General features: G+C 74.9%; 19 protein-coding genes. 7 read left to right on the top strand and 12 right to left on the bottom strand.

Annotation, left to right across the window (positions count from 1 at the left end; translation table 11 throughout):
• Positions 1-152: 152 nt before the first annotated feature.
• Complete coding sequence (locus tag IE108_RS30680; RefSeq protein ID WP_064726318.1) at positions 153-1481, top strand: SpoIIE family protein phosphatase; 1329 nt, start codon at positions 153-155, stop codon at positions 1479-1481.
• A gap of 15 nt (positions 1482-1496) precedes the next feature.
• Here IE108_RS30680 and IE108_RS30675 read toward each other — a convergent pair whose 3' ends face one another.
• Entirely contained in the window at positions 1497-3008 is a 1512-nt protein-coding gene (locus IE108_RS30675; RefSeq protein WP_064726319.1) for a DNA-binding protein NsdB, read from the bottom strand.
• Between the two features lie 289 nt (positions 3009-3297).
• Between IE108_RS30675 and IE108_RS30670 the strand changes: the two genes are divergently transcribed.
• Together IE108_RS30670 and IE108_RS30665 are read left to right on the top strand one after the other, a co-directional pair.
• Entirely contained in the window at positions 3298-4443 is a 1146-nt protein-coding gene (locus tag IE108_RS30670; RefSeq protein ID WP_064726320.1) for an aminoglycoside phosphotransferase family protein, read from the top strand.
• A 262-nt stretch (positions 4444-4705) separates the two neighbouring features.
• The gene (locus tag IE108_RS30665; RefSeq protein ID WP_229852535.1) at positions 4706-6640 is read left to right on the top strand and encodes an N-acetylmuramoyl-L-alanine amidase; all 1935 of its coding nucleotides are present in this window, start codon (positions 4706-4708) and stop codon (positions 6638-6640) included.
• Between the two features lie 9 nt (positions 6641-6649).
• Here the strand turns inward: IE108_RS30665 and IE108_RS30660 are convergent, their stop codons facing one another.
• The 5 genes from IE108_RS30660 to IE108_RS30640 all read right to left on the bottom strand — a co-directional run bounded on the left by IE108_RS30660 (position 6650) and on the right by IE108_RS30640 (position 10714).
• Positions 6650-7147, bottom strand: coding sequence for a hypothetical protein (locus IE108_RS30660; RefSeq protein ID WP_064726322.1), 498 nt, complete (start codon positions 7145-7147; stop codon positions 6650-6652).
• A gap of 47 nt (positions 7148-7194) precedes the next feature.
• A complete protein-coding gene (locus IE108_RS30655) occupies positions 7195-7797 on the bottom strand; it encodes a CGNR zinc finger domain-containing protein (protein WP_064726323.1) in 603 nt (200 codons plus the stop codon).
• A 68-nt stretch (positions 7798-7865) separates the two neighbouring features.
• The gene (locus IE108_RS30650) at positions 7866-8768 is read right to left on the bottom strand and encodes a universal stress protein (RefSeq protein WP_064726324.1); all 903 of its coding nucleotides are present in this window, start codon (positions 8766-8768) and stop codon (positions 7866-7868) included.
• 88 nt (positions 8769-8856) lie between these two features.
• Positions 8857-9099 (bottom strand): DUF397 domain-containing protein, encoded by a 243-nt coding sequence (locus tag IE108_RS30645; protein ID WP_064726325.1) that lies wholly within the window; start codon positions 9097-9099, stop codon positions 8857-8859.
• Between the two features lie 115 nt (positions 9100-9214).
• On the bottom strand, positions 9215-10714 hold the full coding sequence (locus IE108_RS30640; protein WP_064726326.1) for an acyl-CoA synthetase: 1500 nt from the start codon (positions 10712-10714) through the stop codon (positions 9215-9217).
• Positions 10715-10877: 163 nt separating this feature from the next.
• Here IE108_RS30640 and IE108_RS30635 point away from each other — a divergent pair, with 163 nt between their 5' ends.
• Complete coding sequence (locus IE108_RS30635) at positions 10878-12653, top strand: serine hydrolase domain-containing protein (RefSeq protein ID WP_064726327.1); 1776 nt, start codon at positions 10878-10880, stop codon at positions 12651-12653.
• Positions 12654-12711: 58 nt separating this feature from the next.
• On the opposite strand, the gene IE108_RS30630 is transcribed toward IE108_RS30635, so the two are convergent.
• Positions 12712-14286, bottom strand: a complete 1575-nt coding sequence (locus IE108_RS30630) for a phytoene desaturase family protein (protein ID WP_107420057.1) — start codon at positions 14284-14286, stop codon at positions 12712-12714.
• A 43-nt stretch (positions 14287-14329) separates the two neighbouring features.
• Entirely contained in the window at positions 14330-15358 is a 1029-nt protein-coding gene (locus IE108_RS30625) for an Lrp/AsnC family transcriptional regulator (RefSeq protein WP_064726329.1), read from the bottom strand.
• A 156-nt stretch (positions 15359-15514) separates the two neighbouring features.
• Between IE108_RS30625 and IE108_RS30620 the strand changes: the two genes are divergently transcribed.
• A complete protein-coding gene (locus tag IE108_RS30620; RefSeq protein ID WP_064726330.1) occupies positions 15515-16954 on the top strand; it encodes an MFS transporter in 1440 nt (479 codons plus the stop codon).
• 34 nt (positions 16955-16988) lie between these two features.
• Complete coding sequence (locus tag IE108_RS30615) at positions 16989-18164, top strand: amidohydrolase (RefSeq protein ID WP_064726331.1); 1176 nt, start codon at positions 16989-16991, stop codon at positions 18162-18164.
• Positions 18165-18221: 57 nt separating this feature from the next.
• Here IE108_RS30615 and IE108_RS30610 read toward each other — a convergent pair whose 3' ends face one another.
• Positions 18222-19082 carry an oxygenase MpaB family protein gene (locus IE108_RS30610; protein WP_189397802.1) on the bottom strand — a complete coding sequence of 287 codons (861 nt, stop codon included), beginning with the start codon at positions 19080-19082 and terminating at the stop codon, positions 18222-18224.
• A gap of 55 nt (positions 19083-19137) precedes the next feature.
• Positions 19138-19515: a four-helix bundle copper-binding protein gene (locus IE108_RS30605; RefSeq protein WP_064726333.1), complete on the bottom strand. Its 378-nt coding sequence runs from the start codon at positions 19513-19515 to the stop codon at positions 19138-19140.
• A gap of 123 nt (positions 19516-19638) precedes the next feature.
• On the opposite strand from IE108_RS30605, the gene IE108_RS30600 reads away from it, so the two are divergent.
• On the top strand, positions 19639-19998 hold the full coding sequence (locus IE108_RS30600; RefSeq protein ID WP_064726334.1) for a DUF6479 family protein: 360 nt from the start codon (positions 19639-19641) through the stop codon (positions 19996-19998).
• A 2-nt stretch (positions 19999-20000) separates the two neighbouring features.
• Here the strand turns inward: IE108_RS30600 and IE108_RS30595 are convergent, their stop codons facing one another.
• Together IE108_RS30595 and IE108_RS30590 are read right to left on the bottom strand one after the other, a co-directional pair.
• Entirely contained in the window at positions 20001-20750 is a 750-nt protein-coding gene (locus IE108_RS30595) for a hypothetical protein (protein WP_064726335.1), read from the bottom strand.
• The gene (locus IE108_RS30590; RefSeq protein WP_064726336.1) at positions 20747-22258 is read right to left on the bottom strand and encodes an ATP-binding protein; all 1512 of its coding nucleotides are present in this window, start codon (positions 22256-22258) and stop codon (positions 20747-20749) included. The genes IE108_RS30595 and IE108_RS30590 overlap by 4 nt, the downstream gene beginning before the upstream one ends.
• Position 22259 lies beyond the last annotated feature (1 nt).

Here is a 22259-nt window from a genome sequence, read left to right as displayed (position 1 = left end):
CTCCGCCAAGACGCTGGCATATGCCGGAAGCACCACCGTATCGTGTGTTGCCGAATCCCTTACGGCCGGTCGCGGGCTGTGCAACAGTCGTAACGGTCCTTCCGCCGGCCCCGGTTCATCCTGGTCGTACCGTCTGCACATCGGAGTGCGTCATGTCACCCCATCTCTCCGCGGACCACCCCGCCGCCCCGCCGCCGGGACGCGGCTCCGTCGAGTCCCTCATATCGCAGGCGCGGCGGCTGCGGGGCGACGTGGACGCGGTGCGGCGGGGCAGCCAGGGCGGGACCGCGGACCCCCGGGGACGCTGGCAGCGCGCGCTGTACGACCTCGCGCTGCACCAGCTCACGGACCTCGACGCGCACTTGGCGCAACTGCGGGACGGCCCGGCACCCGAGCCACGCGCCGGTTCACTGCTGAGCCGGGTCGGCAGCGCGGAGTGGAACCTGCTGACGGACGAGGCCGACTGGTCCGGGGAGCTGTTCCAGATCCTCGGCCGCGACCCCGGCTCGACCCCGCTCAGCCTCGACGAACTCCCCTCCCTGGTGGTGACCGAGGACCGGCCGAAGCTGACCGCGATGGTCACGGACTGCCTGATCGACGCCCGGCCCATCGACGGGGAGTTCCGGGTGGTGCGCTCCGACGGCACCGTGCGCTCCGTGCACATGATGGGCGAGCCCGTGCTCGACGCCGACGGCAGCACCGCCTCCATGTGGGCGGTGCTGCGGGACGTCAGCGAACTGCGCCGCAGCCAAAGGGTGGTGAGCGAGACCCGTGACTCGCTCCGTCACCGTCCGGGGCCCGCGGACGCCGGGCCCCGGGCCGCGGTCGAACCGCGGGAGGCCGCGTCCGCGCCCTGGCACGGCCTCCTGCGGTTCCCGCACCAGGGACGGCCGGGTCTCGACCTGGCCGCCGGGTACCTGCCCTCGTCGGACCGCGCGCCCCGGCACCGTGCCTGGTACGACGCGTGCCCGCTCACCGGCGACGACACCCTGCTCGCCGCCGGCGACCTCCCCGGCGCGGAGACCGACGAGGCGCAGGGCCCGGTGATGCTGATCGGAGCCCTGCGGGGCCTGGCCACGGCGGGGACCCGGCCGGCGCAACTCCCCGGCCGACTGGACGGGTTGCTGGAGGGCACCGCCCTCGGCGCCGCCGGCTCCGCCGTCTACTGCGGCTACACGCCCCGCACCCGCACCCTGGTCTGGGCCGGAGCCGGAAGCGCGGTCCCGCCGCTGCTGTTCCGAGCGGGCACGGGCCGGGCGCTGACCGGCAGCGGCGAGGAGACGCTCGTACCGGGCGACTTGGTGCTCCTGCACACCGGTGCGGCGCGACCCGGGACCGTGGCACGCCTCCTCTCGCTGGCACCCCGGCTGACCGGCGCGTACCGCGCGCAAGACGGCGTACGGATCGCCCTGGAGGAAGGGCCGGCCGGGACCGCGTCGCCGGACGACGCCGGTGTGCTGGTGGCCCGGGTGACCTCCTGAGCGACGCGTCGCCCCCTACGCCGGCGCGACGTTGCCGCCGCCCTTCCCCTTTCCCCTGGCCGACTTGCCCTTGGGCAGCGCCAGTTCGATCTCCTCGCGCAGTTCCTCGATCTTCGGGTAGCCGGAGTACTCGGCGGTGAGCCGGTACATCTGCCGCAACCGGTCCCAGGTCCGCTGGGAGGAGTTGGACCCCATCGACACCAGGGCCAGACGCGCGTACCGGTCCGCCTGTTCGGGGTCGTCGGCGATGAAGCAGGCGCTGGCCATGGAGAGGTAGTCGAAGATCTTCGACCGCTGGCGGCCGTCGATCCTGAGGGCCAGCGCCTTCTCGGCGTAGTGCTGCGCGTGCGCGGCGGCGTCCGGCTCGAAGTCGGCGAGCGTCCGGTAGGCGAGGGCCTGCATGCCGTACAGATCCTCCTCCTTGAACGTCTGCATCCAGTCCGGGGGCGGCACATCGGCCTTGTCGGAGACGAACAGGTCCTCGGCCCGCCCGAGGGTGCGCCGCATGGCCTGGCCCTTGCCCATGGAGGCCTGTGCCCAGGCCTCGATGGTGCAGAGCATGGCCTGGGTGCGCGGCAGCACCTCGTCGCCGGAGCCGGACTTGGCCAGCTTCATCAGGTCGAGCGCGTCGTCGGGCCGGCCCAGGTGCACCATCTGGCGGGCCGCCCGGGAGAGCGCCTCCCCGGCCCGGGGCCGGTCGCCGCCCTCGCGCGCGGCGTGCGCGGCGATGACGAAGTACTTCTGGGCCGTGGGTTCGAGGCCGACGTCGTGCGACATCCAGCCCGCGAGGACGGCGAGGTTGGCGGCGACGCCCCACAGGCGCCGCTGGAGATGGGGTGGGTGGTGGTAGGAGAGCATGCCGCCCACCTCGTTGAGCTGGCCCACGACCGCCTTGCGCTGGAGCCCGCCGCCCCGGGCGGCGTCCCAGGCGCGGAACACCTCGACCGAGCGCTCCAGTTCCTCCACTTCCTGCGACCCGATGGGTGCGGCCTCGTAGCGGTCGAACCCGGCGGGGTCGGCGTGCGGAGGTGTGCGGAGGTCGGGGGCGTCGGCCGCGAGGGCCGGGTCGGTGTGGAGCCAGTCGTGCATGGCGCTGCTGAGTGCGGAGCCCGCGGCGAGCGCGGCGCCCGCGCCCACCAAGCCGCGTCGGTTGAGCATGAGGTCCATTCCCGTGAATTCGGTGAGGACCGCCGCAGTCCGCTCGGGCGCCCACGGCACTCCGTCGGGATGTTCCTCGCTCCCGCCGCCCTGCCGTTTCCCCGCGCGCCCGTGCCGGACCAGACCGAGGTCCTCGATGGTCACGACACGGCCGAGTCGCTCGGTGAACAGAACCGCCAGCACGCGCGGCACCGGATCGCGCGGGATCTCTCCCACGTCGATCCACCGCCGCACCCGCGAGGTGTCGGTCGCCAGCTGGGGGTGGCCCATGGCCGCCGCCTGCCGGTTCACCAGCCTCGCGAGCTCCCCCTTGGACCAGCCGGCCAGGCCGAACAGGTCCGAAAGACGGGTGTTGGGTTCTCCGCTCACGTCAAGCCCCCAGGTTCTCGGCTGAGTTGACAGTAGCCCGGTGCGGGTTGCCGGGCGACTATTCGCCACCGTTCGCCAGGGTGCGCCAGATGGTGTGCCACGGGCGGCCGGGTGTCAGGTAGGAATGCGCCACCCCGACCCGGCCGCCGTGGAGTCACTCCCCAGGGTGGCCCCCGGCCGGCCGGGCGGGCGGCGCGACGACGCACGGAAGACGCGCTCCTCCGACACCCCGGACGGGCGCCGGTCTTCAGGCAGGCACAGCAGGCACACGAAGGGATCTGTCTCGCCCATGTACGCAGCATCGTCCTCCGTGTCCGCCCCGCAGCGCTCGCTGCACCCCCGCCCGGCGGCGGGCGGCGGCCCCTATCTCGCCCCCGCGCGTCCGGCGGCCCCGGTGCTCGGGGCGGGCAGGGTGCGGCGCGGCGCGGGGCCCGGCACGCAGCCGCTCAGCGGAAGAATCGACCTGTCCGGCCCCCAGGGGGCCCAACTGCGCACGGCGATCGCCGCCGTGCACCGCATCTGCCCGGAGTTCTCCCCCGTGCAGGTCCTGCGCCGCAGCGGGCGCTCCGTGCTCCTGGTCGGTACGACCGGGCGCAGCACGGCGGTCGCGAAGTGCTTACTGGACCACTCGCCGGCGTGGTCGGAGCGGATCCGGCACGAGATAGGGGCATACCGCTCGTTCGTCCGGCAGCGCCCTCCGGTGCGGGTGCCGAGGCTGATCGCGGCGGATCCGGACAACGGCACGCTGGTCATCGAGCGGATGCCGGGACGGGTGGCCGCGTTGCAGCGCCACCCCTTGGAGGCCCCGCCGCGCGCGGACATCCGGGCGGCGCTCGGCGCGATCTGCCGGCTGAACGCCTGGCGGCCCCCGGCCGGGGCGTTCGACGCCCCGCTGGACTACGCGGCCCGGATCTCGCGCTACCACGAGCTGGGGCTGCTCACCGACCGCGACCTGGGTGACCTGCAGAAGCTGCTGCACGGCATCGCCCACGCGAGCGGCCGCCAGGGCATGGGGCAGTTCTGCCACGGTGACGCGCTGCTCTCCAACATCCTGATGTCACCGGCCGGCCCGGTGCTGGTGGACTGGGAGCACGCCGGCTGGTACCTGCCCGGCTACGACCTGGCGACGCTGTGGGCGGTCCTCGGTGACGCCCCGGTGGCCCGTCGTCAGATCAGCCAGATCGCCCAGTCGACGGGCACGGCGGCGCGCGACGCCTTCCTGGTGAATCTGATGCTGGTCCTGACCAGGGAGATCCGCACCTACGAGACGGCTGTGCAGCGGTCCATGCACGACGCGGCCCCGGCACCGTCGGCCGCGCCGGCCCACCCCGGCGCCACACCGACCGGCGAGGAGCAGCGGCTGCTGCTGCGCCGTCTGCACGACGACTGCCAGATGGCCCGCCGGGCGGTGCGGGCGGCGGTCGGCACGCGCTGACGCGGGAAGGACGGTCCGCGGTGTGTCCTTCGGGGCGCACCGCGGATTTTTCGCGTCCGGGTGAGTGCAGGGGCCATTGGTGTACGCCAGTGACGCCGCGCAGGCCGGTGCCCCCGCCGCCGCGAAACTCGCCGAAGCCCGGCTGACGTGGGAAATCGGGGCTACGACGGCATGATTGACGGATCATCGGACGGCCGGGTAACACTGACCCACGCCCGGCCCCGCACGTCCCCCACACGTCCGACCGTCACAGGAGGCCGCTTTGCGAAGGTCCCCCCTGGTGCCCGCCCTGGCCGGCGCCGCACTGCTGCTGCCACTGCTCGGCGCGGCACCGTCCGCCGCCGGCCCCACCGACGCACCGCCCGCCACGGACCGCCTCCAGCGGGCGTTCGCCACCGCGGCCGCCGAGTACCGGGTGCCGCAGAGCGTGCTGCTCGGCGTCTCCTACCTCCAGTCCCGCTGGGACGCGCACGGCGGAGCCCCGAGCGTGACCGGCGGCTACGGCCCGCTGCACCTGACCGACGCCCGCACGGCCCTGGCCGGAGCCTCGCACCACGACGAGGGCACCGAGGACCCGCGCGGCGACGACGCCCGGGCCCCGCTGCACCCGAAGGCGAGGGCCGCGCGCGCCGCCGCCCTGCCGGACCGGCTGACGACGCTGCCCCGGGCGGCCGAGCTGACCGGCCTGAGCGCCGAGGCCCTGCGCACCGACCCGGCCGCGAACGTGTCCGGCGGTGCCGCGCTGCTGGCCGCCGCCCAGCGGGAACTCGGCGAGCCGCTGAGCGCCGACCCGACGGACTGGTACGGGGCGGTGGCGCGCTTCTCGGGCGCGGAGGACTCGGCGACCGCGGCGGCGTACGCGAACGACGTCTACGAGGTGATCCGCGCGGGCGAGCGGCGGACGACGGACGCCGGGCAGCGCGTCACCCTGGCCGCCCGTCCGGACGTGGCCCCCGACACCGGGCAGCTGGCCGGCGCGGGGCTGCGCACCGCCTCCGCCGCCGGCACCGAGTGCCCGAAGTCGGTGTCCTGCGAGTGGATCCCGGCGCCGTACGAGGAGTTCGGGGACGGTGACTACGGCAACCACGACCTGGCGGACCGGCCGGCCTCGCAGCGCGTGCGGTACATCGTCGTGCACGACACCGAGGGCGCCTGGGACGGCGTGCTCAACATGGTCCAGGACCCCACCTACGTCTCCTGGAACTACACGCTCCGCTCCACCGACGGGCACATCGCCCAGCACGTGAAGGGGAAGGACGTGGCCTGGCACGCGGGCAACTGGTACGTCAACGCCAAGTCGGTCGGCCTGGAGCACGAGGGCTTCCTGGCCGAGCCGGACGCCTGGTACACGGAGGCCATGTACCGCTCGTCGGCGCGGCTGGTGAAGTACCTGGCGAAGAAGTACGACATCCCGCTGGACCGGCAGCACATCCTGGGGCACGACACCGTCCCCGGCACCACCACCGCGACGATCCCGGGCATGCACACCGACCCGGGACCGTACTGGGACTGGGCGCACTACTTCCGGCTGCTCGGCCGGCCGTTCGAGCCGACCGCCGGCCGGAAGTCGGGGCTGGTGACGATCCGCCCCGCCTACGCCGCCAACCGCCCTGAGTACACCGGCTGCGAGAAGGCGGGCGAGACCTGCGCGACGCACGGCTCCAGCGCGGTGCGGCTGTACTCGGACCACGACGTGAACGCGCCCCTGATCAAGGACGTCGGCCTCGGCTCGGCCCCGACGAACGGGGTGAACGACCTGTCGTCGCGGGTCTCCACGGGCCAGCAGTTCGCGGTGGCCGACCGGTGGGGCGACTGGACGGCCATCTGGTACCTGGGCCAGAAGGCGTGGTTCCACGACCCGGCGAAGAGCCCGGCTGCCGTTCCCGCGTCGGGCCGGGTGATCACCCCGAGGAAGGGGCTGGCCGGCGTCCCCGTCTACGGACGGGCGTACCCGGAGAAGGCCGCCTACCCGGCGGACGTGCCGGCCCAGGCCGTGTCGCCGCTGCCGTACACCCTGGGCGCGGGGCAGAAGTACGTGGTCGGTGAGAAGGTACCCGGCGAGTACTACTACGCGGTCGGGTTCGACACGGCGTCCCACCGGGTGGTGCGGGGCGAGGACCAGTACTACGAGATCCAGTACGGCCACCGGGTCGGGTACGTGCGCGTCGCCGACGTGACGCTCTCGACCGTGCGGTAGCCGCCCGGGTCAGCCCTGCTGGAACAGCTCCGCCGGGAGCGGCTTCAACAGGGCGTACAGGTCGTCTGTGATCGGGCGGTCCCAGGCGGCGATGGTCACCAGGACGCCGTCGCTGCGGTCGAACTGCACGCAGGAGATCCGGCCCTCGGAGAGCTTGAGGCGGCGCACGATGAGCAGGTTGTCGCCCTGCATCACCGGGACGTCCTCGGCGCCGACGACGGTGACCTCCTCGTCGTTCTCCAGCGCCAGCAGCAGTTGCGCGACCTCGAAGGGGATCTCGCCCTCGGGGACCTCGCGGGCCGGGGAGCCCTCCGGCAGGTTGCCGATGATCATCGCGGGGCCGCGGCCGCCGAACAGGTCGTAGCGCAGGAAGACGCCCTGGCAGCTGCCGTCGGGCGCGGGCAGCAGCCCGGCACCCAGGTTGCCGGGCCAGTCGCCCGGGTCCATGGCCAGGACGTCGAAGTCGGGCCCGGCGGGCGTGGCGCTGCGGCGGCGGAGGAACGACATGCCGCCATGGTACGTGGCCGGACCCGGCGGACGGGCGTGCGGTCCGGCTAGAGCAGGGGCCCGGCGGCCGGCCCCCGGCGCCGCTGGTGGCGCGCCACCCGGGCCCGGTTGCCGCAGGACGGCTTGCACCATTCCTGTCGGGGGTGGTCCTTGAGGAAGTACCGCACGCAGCGCGGTGCGTGGCAGGCCCGCAGCCGCTCCCGGTCGGGGCCCGCGAGGAAGCCGATGACGGCCCGGGCGAGTGCGGCGGTGAGGTCGGGCCGCCGGGTGCCGGACGCGGGGGCGGTGCGCACGACGGGGGCGCCCGCGTCGGACCAGTGCAGGACGGGGACGGTGGGGGTGCGTGCGGCGGCCTCGTTGAGGCGGCGCAGGGCTTCGGGTACGGGCAGCAGCCGGGCGGCGTCGGCGGGGCTCGGCTCGCCGGGCCGCACGGCGCGGGCGAAGAGGGCGCGGGCGGCGGCCCGCACCTCGCGGACGGCGGCGAGGTCGGCGCCGTCCGCGTCCGGTACGAGGCCGGGGCGGGCCCGTACCCAGGCGGCGAGGCCGGCGGGGTCGGCGAGGTCGTCGGCGACCCCGCCGTGCCCGTCGTGCCGGACGGTCAGGACGAGGTCGAGCGCGATCCGGGCGTCGCCGCCGGGTGAGTCCTGCATGCGCCGATGATAGGCACGGCGGGGCCGCGGAGTTCCGGCGGTCGCGGGGCGCGGACGGCTCGGGCCGCTCAGCCCGCCGGTGGCGAGGGTGGGACCACCGCGACGGGGGACGCCGCGTGCAGCAGCACGGCGTGGGTGACCGAGCCCATCATCCGGGCGGGGACCAGCAGGCGGCGGCGGTGGCGGCCGACGACGACCAGGTCGGCGCCGGCGGAGGCCGCGACCAGGTTTCCGGCGGCGTCGCCCGGCACGGCGTGGGTCTCGGCCCGGACCTCGGGGTGGCGTCCCCGGTGGGGGGCGAGGAAGCCGTCGGCGAGGACGCGGGTCTCGCTCTCGATGGAGACCTCGTCGATGACCATCGGCATCATCTGACCCGCCGCGGCCCAGGTCTGCACCGGCCACGGATAGGAGGCGACCGCCTGGAGCCGGGCACCGCGCAGCGCGGCCTCGGCGAAGGCGAAGGCGAGGGTGGCGTCGTCGGGACTGTCCACGTGCAGTCCGACGACCACCCGGGGTCCCTCCTCGGCCGGTGCCTCCCCGTGGACCTCGCGGCCGGGGCGAGGGACCACGACGACGGGGCACCCGGCGTCGCGGGCGGCGGCCACGCCGTTGGAGCCGAGCAGCAGGCCCGCGAAGCCGCCTCGGCCCCGGGAGCCGAGCACCAGCAGCTGGGAGTCGGCGCCCAGCTCGGGCAGCGCGGCACCGGGCACGCCCTCCATCCCGACGTACTCCGTGGCCACGGCGTAGGCGCGCCCCTGGAGGTGGGCGCGGGCCTGCTCCAGCACGGGGTCCTCGCCGGTGTCCGGCTCGCCCGCGACCAGGACATCGGTCTGGGCCCAGGTGGCGTACTGGCGCACGTGCACCACCCGCAGGGGTGCCCCGCGCCGGTGTGCGGCGTCGAGGGCCCAGTCCAGGGCGCGCAGGCTGTCGTCGGAACCGTCGACGGCCGCGATGACCGGCAGGATGCTCATGGGCGGCCTCACCTCCGGAGTACGGCCTTCCCCCCGCCGTCGGACGGGACACCCCGGTTCGGCCGGTCGGCGCACTGCGCCCGGCGGGTCAGGTGAGGTCGAACTCCCCCTCGCGCGCCCCCGACACGAACGCGCCCCATTCCGCCGGGGTGAAGATCAGGGACGGGCTTTCCGGGCTGTCGCTGTTGCGCATGGCGACGAAGCCCTCGACAAAGGCGATCTGGACATCCCCCAGGCCCCGGCTGCTCGACTGCCACTGCGCCTCGCTGAGGTCCAGCTCCGGCTTGTCCCAGCCCATGATCGGGCGCTGGTGGGTGGTGCTCTCGGCCACGTCCGTGCTCCTCCCGGTTACGTCGTTCGCGGTCAGCCTAGCGACCGGGTCCGAGCGCCGACAGGCCACGTGAGGGGTGCCTTTCACCAGCCCGCCCGCCCGTGGAGCCGCGGCGTCAGGAACCGGCGAGGCGGTCGCGGAGTTCGCGTTTGAGGATCTTGCCGCTGGCGTTGCGCGGCAGGGCGTCCACGAAGCGCACCGCCTTGGGGGCCTTGAACGCGGTGAGCCGGTCCCGGGCGTGGGCGATCAGCGCGTCCTCGGTGACCTCGCCGCGCGGGACGACGACGGCGGTGACGGCCTCGATCCAGCGTTCGTCGGGGAGGCCGATCACCGCGACCTCGGCGACGCCGTCGTGGGTGTAGAGGGCGTCCTCGACCTGACGGGAGGCGACCAGGACGCCGCCGGAGTTGATCACGTCCTTCACGCGGTCGACGATCGTGTAGTAGCCGTCCGCGTCCCGTACGGCGAGGTCGCCGGAGTGGAACCAGCCGCCGCGGAAGGCGGCTTCGGTCTCCTCGGGCTTGTCCCAGTAGCCCTCGCACAGCTGCGGCGAGCGGTAGACGACCTCACCGGGGGTGCCGTCGGGTACGTCGGCGCCGTCCTCGTCGACCACGCGCGCGTCGACGAAGAGGACGGGCCGCCCGCAGGAGTCCATCCGGCCCTCGTGCTCGTCGGGGCCGAGGACGGTGGCGAGGGGGCCGATCTCGCTCTGGCCGAAGCAGTTGTAGAAGGCCAGCGCGGGCAGACGCTCGCGCAGCCGCTCCAGGACGGGCACCGGCATGATCGACGCCCCGTAGTAGGCCTTGCGCAGGCCGGCCAGGTCGCGGGTGGCGAAGTCGGCGCGGTTCGCGAGGCCGATCCACACGGTGGGCGGCGCGAAGAGGCTGTCCACGCGCCCGGCTTCGATCAGGTCGAAGAGCCGGTCGCCGTCCGGGGCGTCCAGGATGATGTTCGTGGCGCCGACGGCGAGGTAGGGCAGCAGGAAGACGTGGGTCTGCGCGGAGTGGTAGAGCGGCAGCGCGTGCGCGGGGCGGTCGCCGGCCCGCAGGTCGAGGGCGGTGATGGCGCTGAGGTACTCGTGCACCAGGGCCCGGTGGGTCATCATCGCGCCCTTGGGCAGGGCGGTGGTCCCGGAGGTGTAGAGGAGCTGCACCAGGGCGTCGCCCGCCGGTTCTGGGCCGTCGTGCTCGGGGGCCGCGGCCAGCCGGGCGAGCAGGGAGTCGTCCGCGTCGCGCAGCGCGAGGACGCGGTGGGTGGCGGGCAGCCGGCCGGCGAGGCCGGGGTCGGCGAGGACCAGGGAGCTGCCGGACTGGCCGACGAGGTACGCGAGGTCGTCGCCGGTGAGGTTCTGGTTGACCGGGACGTGCACGAGGCCGGCCCGGGAGCAGGCCAGGAAGGCGATCAGGTAGGCGTCGGAGTTGTGTCCGTAGGCGGCGACCCGGTCGCCGGGGGCGAGTCCCTCGGCCAGCAGGACGCTCGCCGCGCGGGAGACCGCGCTGTCGAGTTCCCCGTAGGTCCAGGTGCGGTCGCGGTACTCGACCGCCACGCGCGCCGGGGTGCGTCGGGCGCTGCGCCGCAGCACCCCGTCGACGGTGCTGCCGTGTCCGGGCGTCATGACATGATCCTCGGCCGCCCGCCGGGGCGGGTCAAGCCGCGTGCGTCCCCTGCCCCGGGGCCCGTACGACCCATTGACACGAACCCGTCACTGACAGGAAAGTTTCACTCCGCACGGCGATCCGGGAAAGATACTTTCAGCTTCGGTGGCGGGAGACTCTTCGATGGCCGGACAGGCGACAGGCGGGTTCACACGGCGTCAACTGGGCGCCGGCGCCCTGGCCCTGGGCGGTGCCCTGGCCATCGCGCCGTTCGCGGCGGGACCGGCCGAGGCCGTCTCGGACCGGGGCCGCGGGCCCACCCTCCGGCGCGGCTCCGCCGAGCGTGCGGGGCTGCTCCCCGGTCATCTGCGCCGGCTCGTCAGCGACGCGGAGGCCTTTCTCGGACCCTCGCCCCAGCATCCCTGGTACGCGGGCGCCGTGCTGCTGGCCGGCCGGGGCGGCACGGTCGCGCTGCACGAGCCGATCGGCATGGCGGTGCGCTACCGGGCGTACGACGAGGCCACGGACACCGGTGTCGAGTTCCCGCCGGCGGAGCAGATCCCCATGGCCGCCGACACCGTCTTCGACCTCGCGTCCGTCTCCAAGCTGTTCACCTCGATCCTCGCCGTGCAGCAGCTGGAGCGGGGCGCGCTGGAGCTGGAGGCGCCGGTCGCCTCGTACCTGCCGGAGTTCGGGCGGGCCGGCAAGCAGGACGTGACGGTCCGCCAGCTGCTCACGCACACCTCCGGGTTCCGGTCGTGGATCCCGTTGTACGGCGCGCCCACCCACGAGGAGAGGGTGCGGCTCGTCTTCGACGAGGCACCCGTCAGCCCGCCCGGCACGGCGTACCTGTACTCGGACCTGAACATGATCTCGCTCCAGCTGGTGCTGGAGAGGATCACGGGCCGCGCCCTCGACGTGCTGCTGCGCGACGAGGTCACCGGCCCGCTCGGCCTGCGGAGCACCCGCTACAACCCGCCCGCGTCCTGGCGGCCGCGCATCGCCGCCACCGAGGACGCCCGGCGGCCCTGGTCCGGCCTCGACCGCGGTCTGGTGTGGGGCGAGGTGCACGACGAGAACGCCTTCGCCTTCGGCGGCGTCGCCGGTCACGCCGGGGTGTTCTCCTGCGCGTGGGACCTCGCGGTGCTGGGCCGGACCCTGCTCAACGGCGGTTCGTACGGGCGGGCGCGCGTCCTGCGGCCCGAGTCGGTGGAGCTGATGTTCACCGACTTCAACACGGACTTCCCGGGCGACGCGCACGGCCTGGGCTTCGAGCTGTACCAGCACTGGTACATGGGCGCCATGGCGACGCCGCGCACGGCCGGGCACACCGGCTTCACGGGCACGTCCCTGGTGCTCGACCCCACCACGGACTCGTTCCTGGTGGTGCTCGGCAACTCCGTTCACCCGGTGCGCGGTTGGCGCTCGGGGTCGGCTCCCCGGGTGGCGGCCGGCACCGATCTGGCGCGGGCGGTGGCGGTCCGGCCCGAGCAGGGGCGCACCGCGTGGTTCTCGGGGACGGCGAGCGCCGCCACGGCCACGCTCACGCTGCCCGCGCTGGACACGTCGGCCGGGCGGGCGCGGCTGCGCTGCGCCCTGTGGTGGGACACCGAACCCGGCGCCGACGCGCTGGTCCTGGAGGCGTCGACGGACGGCGGCGCCGGCTGGCTGCCCGTCCCGTTCACGACCGCGCGGCGTGGAGAGGGACCCGTGGCGCACGAGGACGGCTCGGCCACCGGCTGGTCGGGCCGCGTCTGGCACCGGCTCACGGCCGACCTCCCGGCCGCGCGCTCGCTCACGCTGCGCTGGCGGTACACGACCGACCGGCTGTACGTGGGCCGCGGGGCGTACGTCGACGGGCTGCGGGCGGAGGCGGGGAGCCGCGTCCTGTTCCACGACGCCCGCCCGGCCGACGCCGCGCGCGTGGCGCCGGTGGGGTGGACGGCTTCGGCCGACTAGCGCGGCGACGGGGCGGATCGGCGGGCGGGGCGCAGATCGCCTCCCACGGGGGCGTCCGTCAGCGGGTCGTCTCCAGTACCGCCATCGCCGCGTTGTGCCCCGGCACGCCGCTCACCCCTCCCCCGCGCACCGCGCCCGCCCCGCAGAGCAGGACGTTGGCCTGCGCGGTCTCCACGCCCCAGCGGCCGGTGCCGTCCTGGGTGTGGGGCCAGGACAGCTCGCGGTGGAAGATGTTGCCGCCGGGCAGGCGCAGGTCGCGCTCCAGGTCGAGCGGCGTCCGGGCCTCGATGCAGGGCCTTCCGTCGGCGTCGGCCGCCAGGCAGTCGGCGATCGGCTCGGCGAGATGGGCGTCGAGCTGGGCGAGGGTCGACTTCAGGAGGTCTTCGCGCACGGCGTCGTTGTCCCCGGCGAAGAGCCGGGCGGGGGTGTGCAGGCCGAAGAGGGTGAGGGTGTGCATGCCGCGGGCGGCGAGGCCGGGCCCGAGGATGGTGGGGTCGGTCAGGGAGTGGCAGTAGATCTCGGAGGGCGGGGCGGCGGGCAGGGACCCGGCGGTGGCCTGGGCGTGGGCGGCGGCCAGTTGCTCGTATCCCTCGGCGATGTGGAAGGTGCCGGCGAAGGCCTCGCGGGGATCGGCGTCGGGGTCGCGCAGCGCGGGGAGCCGGTCGAGCAGCATGTTGACCTTGAGCTGGGCGCCCTCGGCGGGCGGCGGCGCGGGCGTGCCGGTCAGGGCGGCCAGTTCTCGCGGGGAGGCGTTCACCAGGACGTGCCGTGCGGCGGTGACGTGCTCGCCGTCGGCGGACCGGTGGGTGACCTCGGCCGAGCGTCCGTCGGTGTCGATCCGCACCGCCTCGTGGCCGGTGGCCAGTTCGGCGCCGGCGGCGCGGGCCGCGTCCGCGAGGGCGTCGGTGAGGGCGCCCATGCCGCCGACCGGCACGTCCCAGGCGCCGGTGCCGCCGCCGATCACGTGGTACAGGAAGCACCGGTTCTGGGCCAGCGAGGGGTCGTGGGCGTCGGCGAAGGTGCCGATCAGGGCGTCGGTGAGGGCCACGCCGCGGACCGTGTCGTCGGCGAAGTGCTCCTCGATCGCGACGCCCACCGGTTCCTCGAACAGGGCACGCCAGGCGGCCTCGTCGTCGATCCGGCGGCGCAGCCCGTCGCGGGTGGGCAGGGGTTCGGTGAGGGTCGGGAAGACCCGTTCGGCGACGTGTCCGGTCATGGCGTAGAACCGCTGCCAGGCGGCGTACTCCCGTTCCGAGCCGGTGAGCCGGGCGAACGACTCCCGGGTGCGCCGCTCGCCGCCGCCCACGAGGAGCCCGGTGGGGCGCCCGGCGCGCTCGACGGGCGTGTACGAGGAGACCGTGCGCCCGCGCACCTGGAACTCCAGCCCCAGGTCCCGCAGGATCTTCCGCGGCAGCAGGCTGACCAGGTACGAGTACCGGGACAGCCGGGCGTCGACGCCGGCGAACGGGCGGGTGGAGACGGCCGCGCCGCCGGTGTGGTCCAGCCGTTCCAGTACCAGCACGGAGCGGCCCGCGCGGGCCAGGTAGGCGGCGGCGACCAGGCCGTTGTGGCCGCCGCCGACGATCACGGCGTCGTAGGTGCGGGAGGCGGGGGGTGTGCTGGGCGGGGTCATGGCTCTTGGTAACACGGGGTGGTCCGGGGCGGCCAGGGGTGGCTCACGCGCCGGGCCGGGGGAAGAGCCTGCCGGTGGCCGGGGCGCCCGGGGTTCCCACGGGGCGGCCGGCGCGTCGGTAGGTGCGCATCAGCAGGGCGGTGCGCACCTCCCGCAGGCCGGGGAGGGCGGCGAACGCGCGGGCGTGGAAGTCGTGCATCTCGGCCGCGGAGGCGTGGCTGGCGTAGCCGAGCACGTTGGCGCGCCCGGTGGTGACGACCAGGTGCCGGACGGAGGGTTCGCCCGCCAGCAGCCGCAGCGCGTCGTCCAGGGCGCCGTGGCGCACCTCCAGCTGGAAGCGGGTCTCCACGGGGTAGCCGAGGACGGCCGGTTCGGCGAACAGGCGCAGGTGGAAGACGTGCGAGGACATCAGGCGGCCCAGCCGGCGGCGCACCGTCGACTCGCCCAGGCTGAGCCGTCCGGCCAGCGTGCTCATCGGCATCCGCGCGTCCTCGCCCAGCAGGTGCACCAGCTCCCGGTCCACGGCGTCGACGGCGATGGGCGGCGGTGGCCGCAGGCCCTCGACGGCCAGGCGGCGCAGCGGTGAGGGCTCGGGGTCGTAGGGCGCCCAGTCGACGGCGGTGAGCAGCAGGCGCAGTACGACGGCGGAGTGGATGTCGAGGACGCCGGGCATCCGGCCGACGGTGCGGTCGATCAGGTCGATGAGTTCGGCCTCGTCCGCGACGGCCATCTCGGCCAGTACCTGGAGGTCGCCGGTGGCCACTTCGACGGAGCGGGCCTGAGGGCGGGCCGCGACGGCGCGGGCGACCTCCTCCAGGCGGCCCGGTGCGCAGCGCACGGCCAGTTCCACGACCATGCCGTCGCCCAGGTACTCGTTGGTCAGCGAGGCGGTGAAGCGGACCTCGCCGGTGTCGAGCAGGCGGCCCAGCCGGCGGGCGACGGTCCGTTCGTGCAGGCCGACGACGGCGCCGACCTCGGCGAAGGAGGCGCGGGGGCGTCGCGCGAGGTAGCGCAGGATGCCGAGGTCGGCGCCGTCGGGGGCCACCTCCGGACGGGTCTCTCTTTCCGCCACGCGCGACTCCCCTCCTGCCCGATTCCGCCCTCTGAGACGCCCTGGTGCCCGATTCACGCTTTCTGGCCGGCGTCTGTTGCTCGGTTCCGATGGTGGCGCGCAGATTACCGGACAGCATCCGCACGCCGGTTTCCGGCCATCCGCAGAGGTACGCCCATGACTCAGGCAGCCGCCGCCAAGGCGTCGTCCGGCTCCGCTCCCCCGGTCCGCACCGTCCCGGCCGCGGCCATCGTCGTCTCGATCGTGCTGGTGGAACTGTCGAGCGGCATCACCCAGGGCTTCCTGGCCCCGGTGCTGCGCAGCCTCACCGACGTCCTGCACGTCACCGCCGCCGGTCTGAACTGGCTCAGCATCGCCAACCTGATGGCGAGCGTGGCCTTCACTCCGCTGCTCTCCCGCCTCGGCGACCTGCACGGGCACCGCAGGGTGCTGCGCTGGAACCTGGCCGTGGTGCTGCTCGGCTCGCTGGTCGTGGGGACGGCCGGATCGTTCCGCACGCTGCTGATCGGGCAGATCCTCCAGGGGGCGTTCGCCGGGTTCTTCCCGCTGCTGGTGGGCATCCTGCGCAACCGCACCTCGGAGGCCGAGAGCCGCCGCAGCATCGGGGTGATGGTGGCGGCGCTCGTGTCCGGCATCTGTCTCGGCAGCGTGGCCAGCGGCCTGGTCGCGCACTACGTCGACACGCCCACCGCGGCCCTGTGGGTGCCGGCCGCGGCCGTGAGCGTCGCGCTGCTGGTGACCTGGCCGCTGCTGCCGGAGACCACCGAGCGTCCGGGCGGGCGGCTCGACGTGCGCGGCGGCGTCCTGCTGTGCGCGGGGCTGGTCGCGGTCATGCTCGGTCTGGGGCAGGGCGGCCTGCCGGGCTGGGAGTGGACCTCGCCGCGCACCCTGGCCTGCCTGGTGGGCGGCGCCGCGGTGACCGCGGTGTGGGTGTGGGTGGAGCTGCGCTCGCCGGAACCGATGATCGACGTACGGCTGTTCCGCCGCCGCAACGTCGCGGTGGTGGCGCTGGTGACGACGACCTTCTCCTTCTGCATGCTGGGCCTCCAGATCGCGAGCGCCGTCTTCCTCGGCACCCCGGGCGAGGTGGCCGGGTACGGCATGGGGCTCTCCCCCTTGGAGATCGCCTTCGCCACGATCCCGGGCATGGCGTCCCTCGCACTGGCCGCCGTGGCGGCTCCCCGGCTGGCCGCGCGGGTCGGCGACCGCGCCACGCTGGTCGTCGGCTCCCTGCTGATGGCCGCGGGCTACGCGCTCGCGCTCGCCCTCCACACCTCGCTCACGCCCTACCTGCTCTCGACCGTGGTGGCCGGGGTCGGCACCGGGCTGCTCCAGCAGTCGACCCGGACGCTCGCCGTCGAGTCCGTGCCGCCCGAGCAGACGGCGGTCGGCTCCGGCATCAACGAACTGCTCATCAACGTGGGCGGCTCGCTGGGCGCGGCCTGCGTCCTCGCGGTGACCGCCGCCCACACGGCGGCCGGCTCGGCGCTGCCCGCGTACGGCGCCTACGCCACCACCTGGTCCGTGTGCACGGGCGTCTCCCTGCTGGGCGCCCTCGCCGCGCTGCTGTACCGGCGCTCCGACCGGCCCGCCTGACGCCTCTCCCCCCTCACCCTCGCGAAGGAGCCCCATGACCCGGCAGGACCCCCGTGAACGCGCCCGAGCCGTCGTCACCAAGTGCCAGGACGACGTCCTCGCGCTCAGCCACAGCCTGCACGCCGAACCCGAACTCGCCTACGAGGAACACCGGTCGGCGCGGAAGATCGCCGACCTGGTGGAGGCCGCCGGCCTGGACGTCACGCGCGGCGCATACGGTCTCGACACGGCCTTCGAGGCGACGGCCGGCGACGGTGGACTCGTCGTGGCGATCACCGCCGAGTACGACGCGCTGCCCGGCATCGGCCACGCCTGCGGGCACAACGTCAACGGCTCCGCCGCGGTGACCGCCGCGCTCGCCCTGGCCCCCCTCGCCGACGAACTCGGCCTCACCGTGAAGCTCCTCGGCACCCCCGCCGAGGAATACGGCGGCGGCAAGGTCGACCTGCTCCGCGCGGGCGCCTTCGACGACGTGGCGGCGGCGATGATGGTCCACGCGGCGCCGTCGGACGGGGTCGGCATGACCTCGCTGGCCATCGGGAGCTGGCGGGTGCGCTACACCGGCCGCACCTCGCACGCGGCGGCGATGCCGCACAAGGGCGTCAACGCGGCCGACGCGATGATGATCGCCCAGGTCGCGATCGGCGCGTACCGGCAGCAGATGATCCCGGGCGGCGTGGTGCACGGCGTCGTGACGCACGGCGGCGAGGCCCCGAACGTGATCCCGGGCCTGGTGACCGCGGACTACGACTGCCGCGCCGAGTCCGCCGGGGACCTCGCCGCGCTCCAGGCCCGGATCCGCGCCTGCTTCGAGGCGGGCGCCCTGGCCACCGGGGCGGAGCTGGCGCTGGAGGCGGTGGGCAACGACTACGCGGATCTGCGGCAGGACCTGGAGATGTGCGGGGTGTACCGGGACTGCCTGCGGGACCTGGGAAGGCGGGCGGACGCACCCGACGGCATGCGCGGCGGCTCCACCGACATGGGCAACGTCTCCCATCTGGTGCCGACCATCCACCCGGGCATCGGGTACGACTGCGGCGACACGATCATGCACAACCCCGAGTTCACCCGGTACGGGACCAGCGCCGGGGCGGACCGTGCGGTGCTGGACGGCGGGCTGGCCATGGCGTGGACGGCGCTCGCCCTGGCCTCCGACGAGGGGCACCGCGCCCGGCTGCTGGCGCGGCTGGCCGAACGCCGGGCCGCCTGAGGTCCGGTTCGCGCGGGGCCCCGAGGCCGCCCGCGCGCCCGGCCGGTCCGGTGCGGTTCAGCGTCCGAGCCGGTGCGGGCCGGGGCGCGTGGCCGGGCCGAGCCGGGCCATCGCGCCCAGGATGTGTCTGGGCGGCAGTTGCCAGCGCAGCCGGGCGGGAATCCCGCGCAGCGCGGCGCCCCTCAGGCGCAGCCGCCGGGTGACCGTGTCGGGCGGGGGCGCCGGTCTGCCGTACAGCTCGTGCGCGTAGGGCGGCAGGGAGTCGTACGCGAGGTGCGCGACCCTGCGCCACAGCAGCGCGCGGGCGAGGACCAGCGGGGCGGGGACGGGCGGGTCGCGCAGGAAGTCGTCGACCTCGTGTGCCTCGGGGCCGGCGTCCAGTTCGGGCCGGGTGCGCGCGAAGTAGGCGGCCAGGGCGGTCCGGTCCGCGGGCACGGTGGCGGGGTCGAGGCCCACGAGGCGGGCGCTGTGCCGGTGCTCGGCGAGGTAGCGGTCGGCGTGGGCGTCGGTGAGGGGGTAGCCGGAGCGGCGCAGGACGTGCAGGTAGGAGCCGATCTCGGCGCAGTGCACCCACATCAGAAGGGCGGGTTCGTCGACGCCGTACCGCTCCCCCGTGTCCGGGTCGGTCGCGCCGAGCAGGCGGTGGATCTTCCGGACCCGGGCGCCGGCCCGCTCGGCGTCCTCGGTGGTGCCGTACGTGGTGGTGCCGACGAATCCCGCGGTGCGCATCAGGCGCCCCCAGGCGTCGCGCCGGAAGTCGCTGTTCTGCGTGACGCCCCGCACGGCGCGGGGGTGGAGGGCCTGGAGGTAGAGGGCGCGGATGCCGGCGATCCACATCATCGGGTCGCCGTGCGCCTGCCAGGTCACCGAGTCCGGGCCGAACAGCCCCGGGTCGGCGTTCGAACGCGTCGCCGCCATGCCGCGAGGCTAACGCGCCGCGCGGCCGGATCCCAGAGCCGGCCACGCCGGGGCGTCAGCGCAGGGTGTCCAGGAACTCCCCGCAGGCCCGGGCGCAGTCCCGGCACGCCCGGGCGCTCTCCTCGGCGCCCGGGTGCGCGTCGAAGACGTGCGCGCTCTCCAGGCACACCTGCCGGCACCACTCCAGCTGGACGCGGATGGCGTCCTCGTCCACCTGGTTCTGCTCGGACAGCACCCGGCAGGTCGCGTCGCACACCTCGGCGCACATGATGCCCCTGCGCCGCACGAGTTCCTGGTTCTCGGTTCCGTCCGGGTCCACGAGGCTCGCCCGCAGCGCGCAGGCCCTGGCGCACTCGGTGCACGCCTGTGCGCAGGCGAAGCGGTCTTCCAGGAAGCGGAAGAGTTCCTGCTGGGAAGTCGTCGTCGAGGTCACACCGAGCGGGTTGCCGCTGCGGCGGCGGGCAAACCGGCGGGGCCGCCCCTGCCTGGTCCGGGCACGGGGCGCGGCGGGATTTCCGGGCGGGTTGGCGGACCGGACCGGGGGTACCCGCGCGCCATGAGCAACACATGGATGGACCTGGCCGCGGGCCCGGGCGGGCTCGGTGTGGGACTGATCGTGGCCGCCGTGGTGGTCGCGGCCCTGCTGATCGGGGCGTTCGCCTTCGGCAGCCGTCTGAAGCGGCGCGAGTCGCCGCCGCCGCTGCCCGAGGAGCAGCCGCATCTGCCCGCGGACGGCCCCGTGGGCGAGGTGCGGGAGCGGCGCGAGCCCGACGAGATGCCCAAGAGCGACGAGCGGACGCTGCCGCACGACCTGGGCCACCAGGGCAGCCGCACCGCGGCCGGTCAGGACCGGCCCCGCTGGGACGAGGGCGGCAGCGGTGCCTTCGGCAGCGGCGGGCCGGGCGGACGGCGCTAGGGTCAGCCACCAACGACGAAACCGGTGCCCCCGGATTGTCCGGGGGCACCGGTTTCGTCGTTGGTGGGGGCTGCGGTGTCGCCGTTCGTGGGCGCACCCGTGTCGCTCTCCCCGGGAGCGGCGGTGTCTCTGTCGCCGGGAACCGCGCTCCCGCCTCCAGTCGTCCCACCTCCGGTCGTCCCGCCCGCGGGGGGCTCCGCGCCCGTGGGGCAGTCGTCGCTGGAGCGGCCCGCGAGCCTGCCGCCGGGCTGTTCCACGGTCACCTGCGCGCTCCGCAGCGCCGGGTCCTGCCGCAGCCGGGCCGCGGCGACCGTGCAGGCCAGCTGGTCGACGGCCGTGTCACTGAGGCTCCTGGTGCCGCGTGGCAGGAGCACGGTGACCGACGCCCCGTCGACGCGGACGGTGGGCGCCGCGGTGGCGGACGGCAGCTCGGTGGTCAGTCCGCCCGCCCGCTCCCGCTCGTCGGGCCCGTCGAGCAGTACGAGGACGACGCCGCCGGGGTCGGTGGCGGCGGGCAGCACGCGGGTCACCGGCGCGAGGGCGCCGTCGGCGACGAAGAAGAGACGCACCTTGGCGAGGGGCACGGCCGAGGTCTCGGAGGGGCTGGGGACGGCGCCCGGTTCCAGGACCCCGCTCGCGGGCTCGCCGGCCTGCACCACCCCGGTCTCGGGGATGCCGCAGCCGGCCAGCGGGAGCAGCGCCGCGAGCAGGAAGGGGAGGGCGTGCCGAGTGGCCCGGGACGGGGGCTTCATGTGCGGTCCTCCCGCGTCGCGTGCGTGGCCCCGTCCCGAGCGCCGTCGCGCGGGAGGGGCAGGACGACCGTGAAGACGGCGCCGCCGTCCGGGTCGTTGGCCGCCCGGAGGGTGCCGCCGTGCAGGCGTACGTTCTCGGCGGTGATGGCGAGGCCGAGGCCGCTGCCCTCGCTGCGGGTGCGGGCGGCGTCCGACTTGTAGAAGCGGTCGAAGACGTGCGGCAGCACGCTCTCCGGAATCCCCTCGCCGCGGTCGCGGACCGTGAGGACCGCCTGTCCCCCGGTGCCGGTGTCCTCCCCCGCGGCCAGGTCGAGACGGACGGGGGGCGCGCCGTGCCGCAGGGCGTTGCCGACGAGGTTGGCGACGACGACGTCGAGGCGGCGCGGGTCGACGCGGCCGCGCAGCTCTCCGGGGCCGGGCAGGCGGGCCGTCACGGAGTCACGCCAGCCGCGGGAGGCGAGGGTGCGCCGTACGGACTCCGCCAGGTCGATCTCGTCCAGGTGCAGGGCGGCGGCTCCGGCGTCGAACCGGGAGATCTCCATCAGGTCGTCCACCAGGGCGGCCAGCTTGGTGGTCTCCTCGCTGATCAGGCGCACCGCCATGGCCGTGTCCCCGTCGAGTCCGGCCGCGTCCTCGTCCAGGACGTCCGTCACCGCGGACATGGCGGCGAGCGGCGTCCGCAGTTCGTGCGAGACGTCCGCGGCGAACCGGCGGGCGCCGGCCTCCATGCGCCGCAATTCCGCCACCGAGCCCTCCAGGGCGGCGGCCGTCTCGTTGAAGGTGTGGGAGAGGTCGGCCAGTTCGTCGGAGCCCTGCACCGCGAGCCGGGTGTCCAGACGGCCCTCGGCGATGCTGCGGGTGGCCCGGCGCAGTGCCCGCACGGGCCGCAGCACACCGCGCGCGGCCAGCAGCGCCACCAGCACGGCCAGGACCAGCGCGGGCACGGTGGCCCGTTCGATGGCGGTGACCAGGGCGTCGACGTAGCCCTGTTCCTCCTGCTGGGGCACGGTCAGGTAGACCTCCAGACCGGAGGCGCCGCCCGAGGAGCCGTACGGGCCGGTGAAGGTGACCGGCATGCCGACGACGAGCGCGGGCCGGCCGTCGTGCGACACGCGCTGGAACACCGTCGCTCGGCGGGAGCGCACCGACTCGCGCATCTCCGGGGACAGTTCGCCGAACGCGTCGCCGGGTCGCGACGTGGCGCGGGCGTCCCGGTAGGCGGTGAGCACCCGCCAGGTCTGGGACCGGCCGCCGCGTGCCACATCGGCGGCGAACGCCTGGAGGTCGTCCGCGTCGGGCGGGAAGCGGTAGTTGGGGACCAGGGTGTCGACGCGGTGCCGGAAGTCCTCGATCACGGTGTCCTGGCTCTGCCGCAGGACGCCGTTGCGCGCCTCGCGGAAGGTCAGCGCCCCGGTGGTCACGGTGGCGACGACGGCGACGAGGGTGAAGGCCACCACCAGCCGCACCCGCAGCCCGTTCAGGGCGCGCAGCGCCCGGGGAGGTCTCACG

The sequence above is a fragment of the Streptomyces parvulus genome (assembly GCF_014648855.1).
Lineage (GTDB): Bacteria > Actinomycetota > Actinomycetes > Streptomycetales > Streptomycetaceae > Streptomyces > Streptomyces parvulus.
Note: the sequence above shows the minus strand (reverse complement) of the source record. Positions and strands in the feature narration are given on the sequence as shown.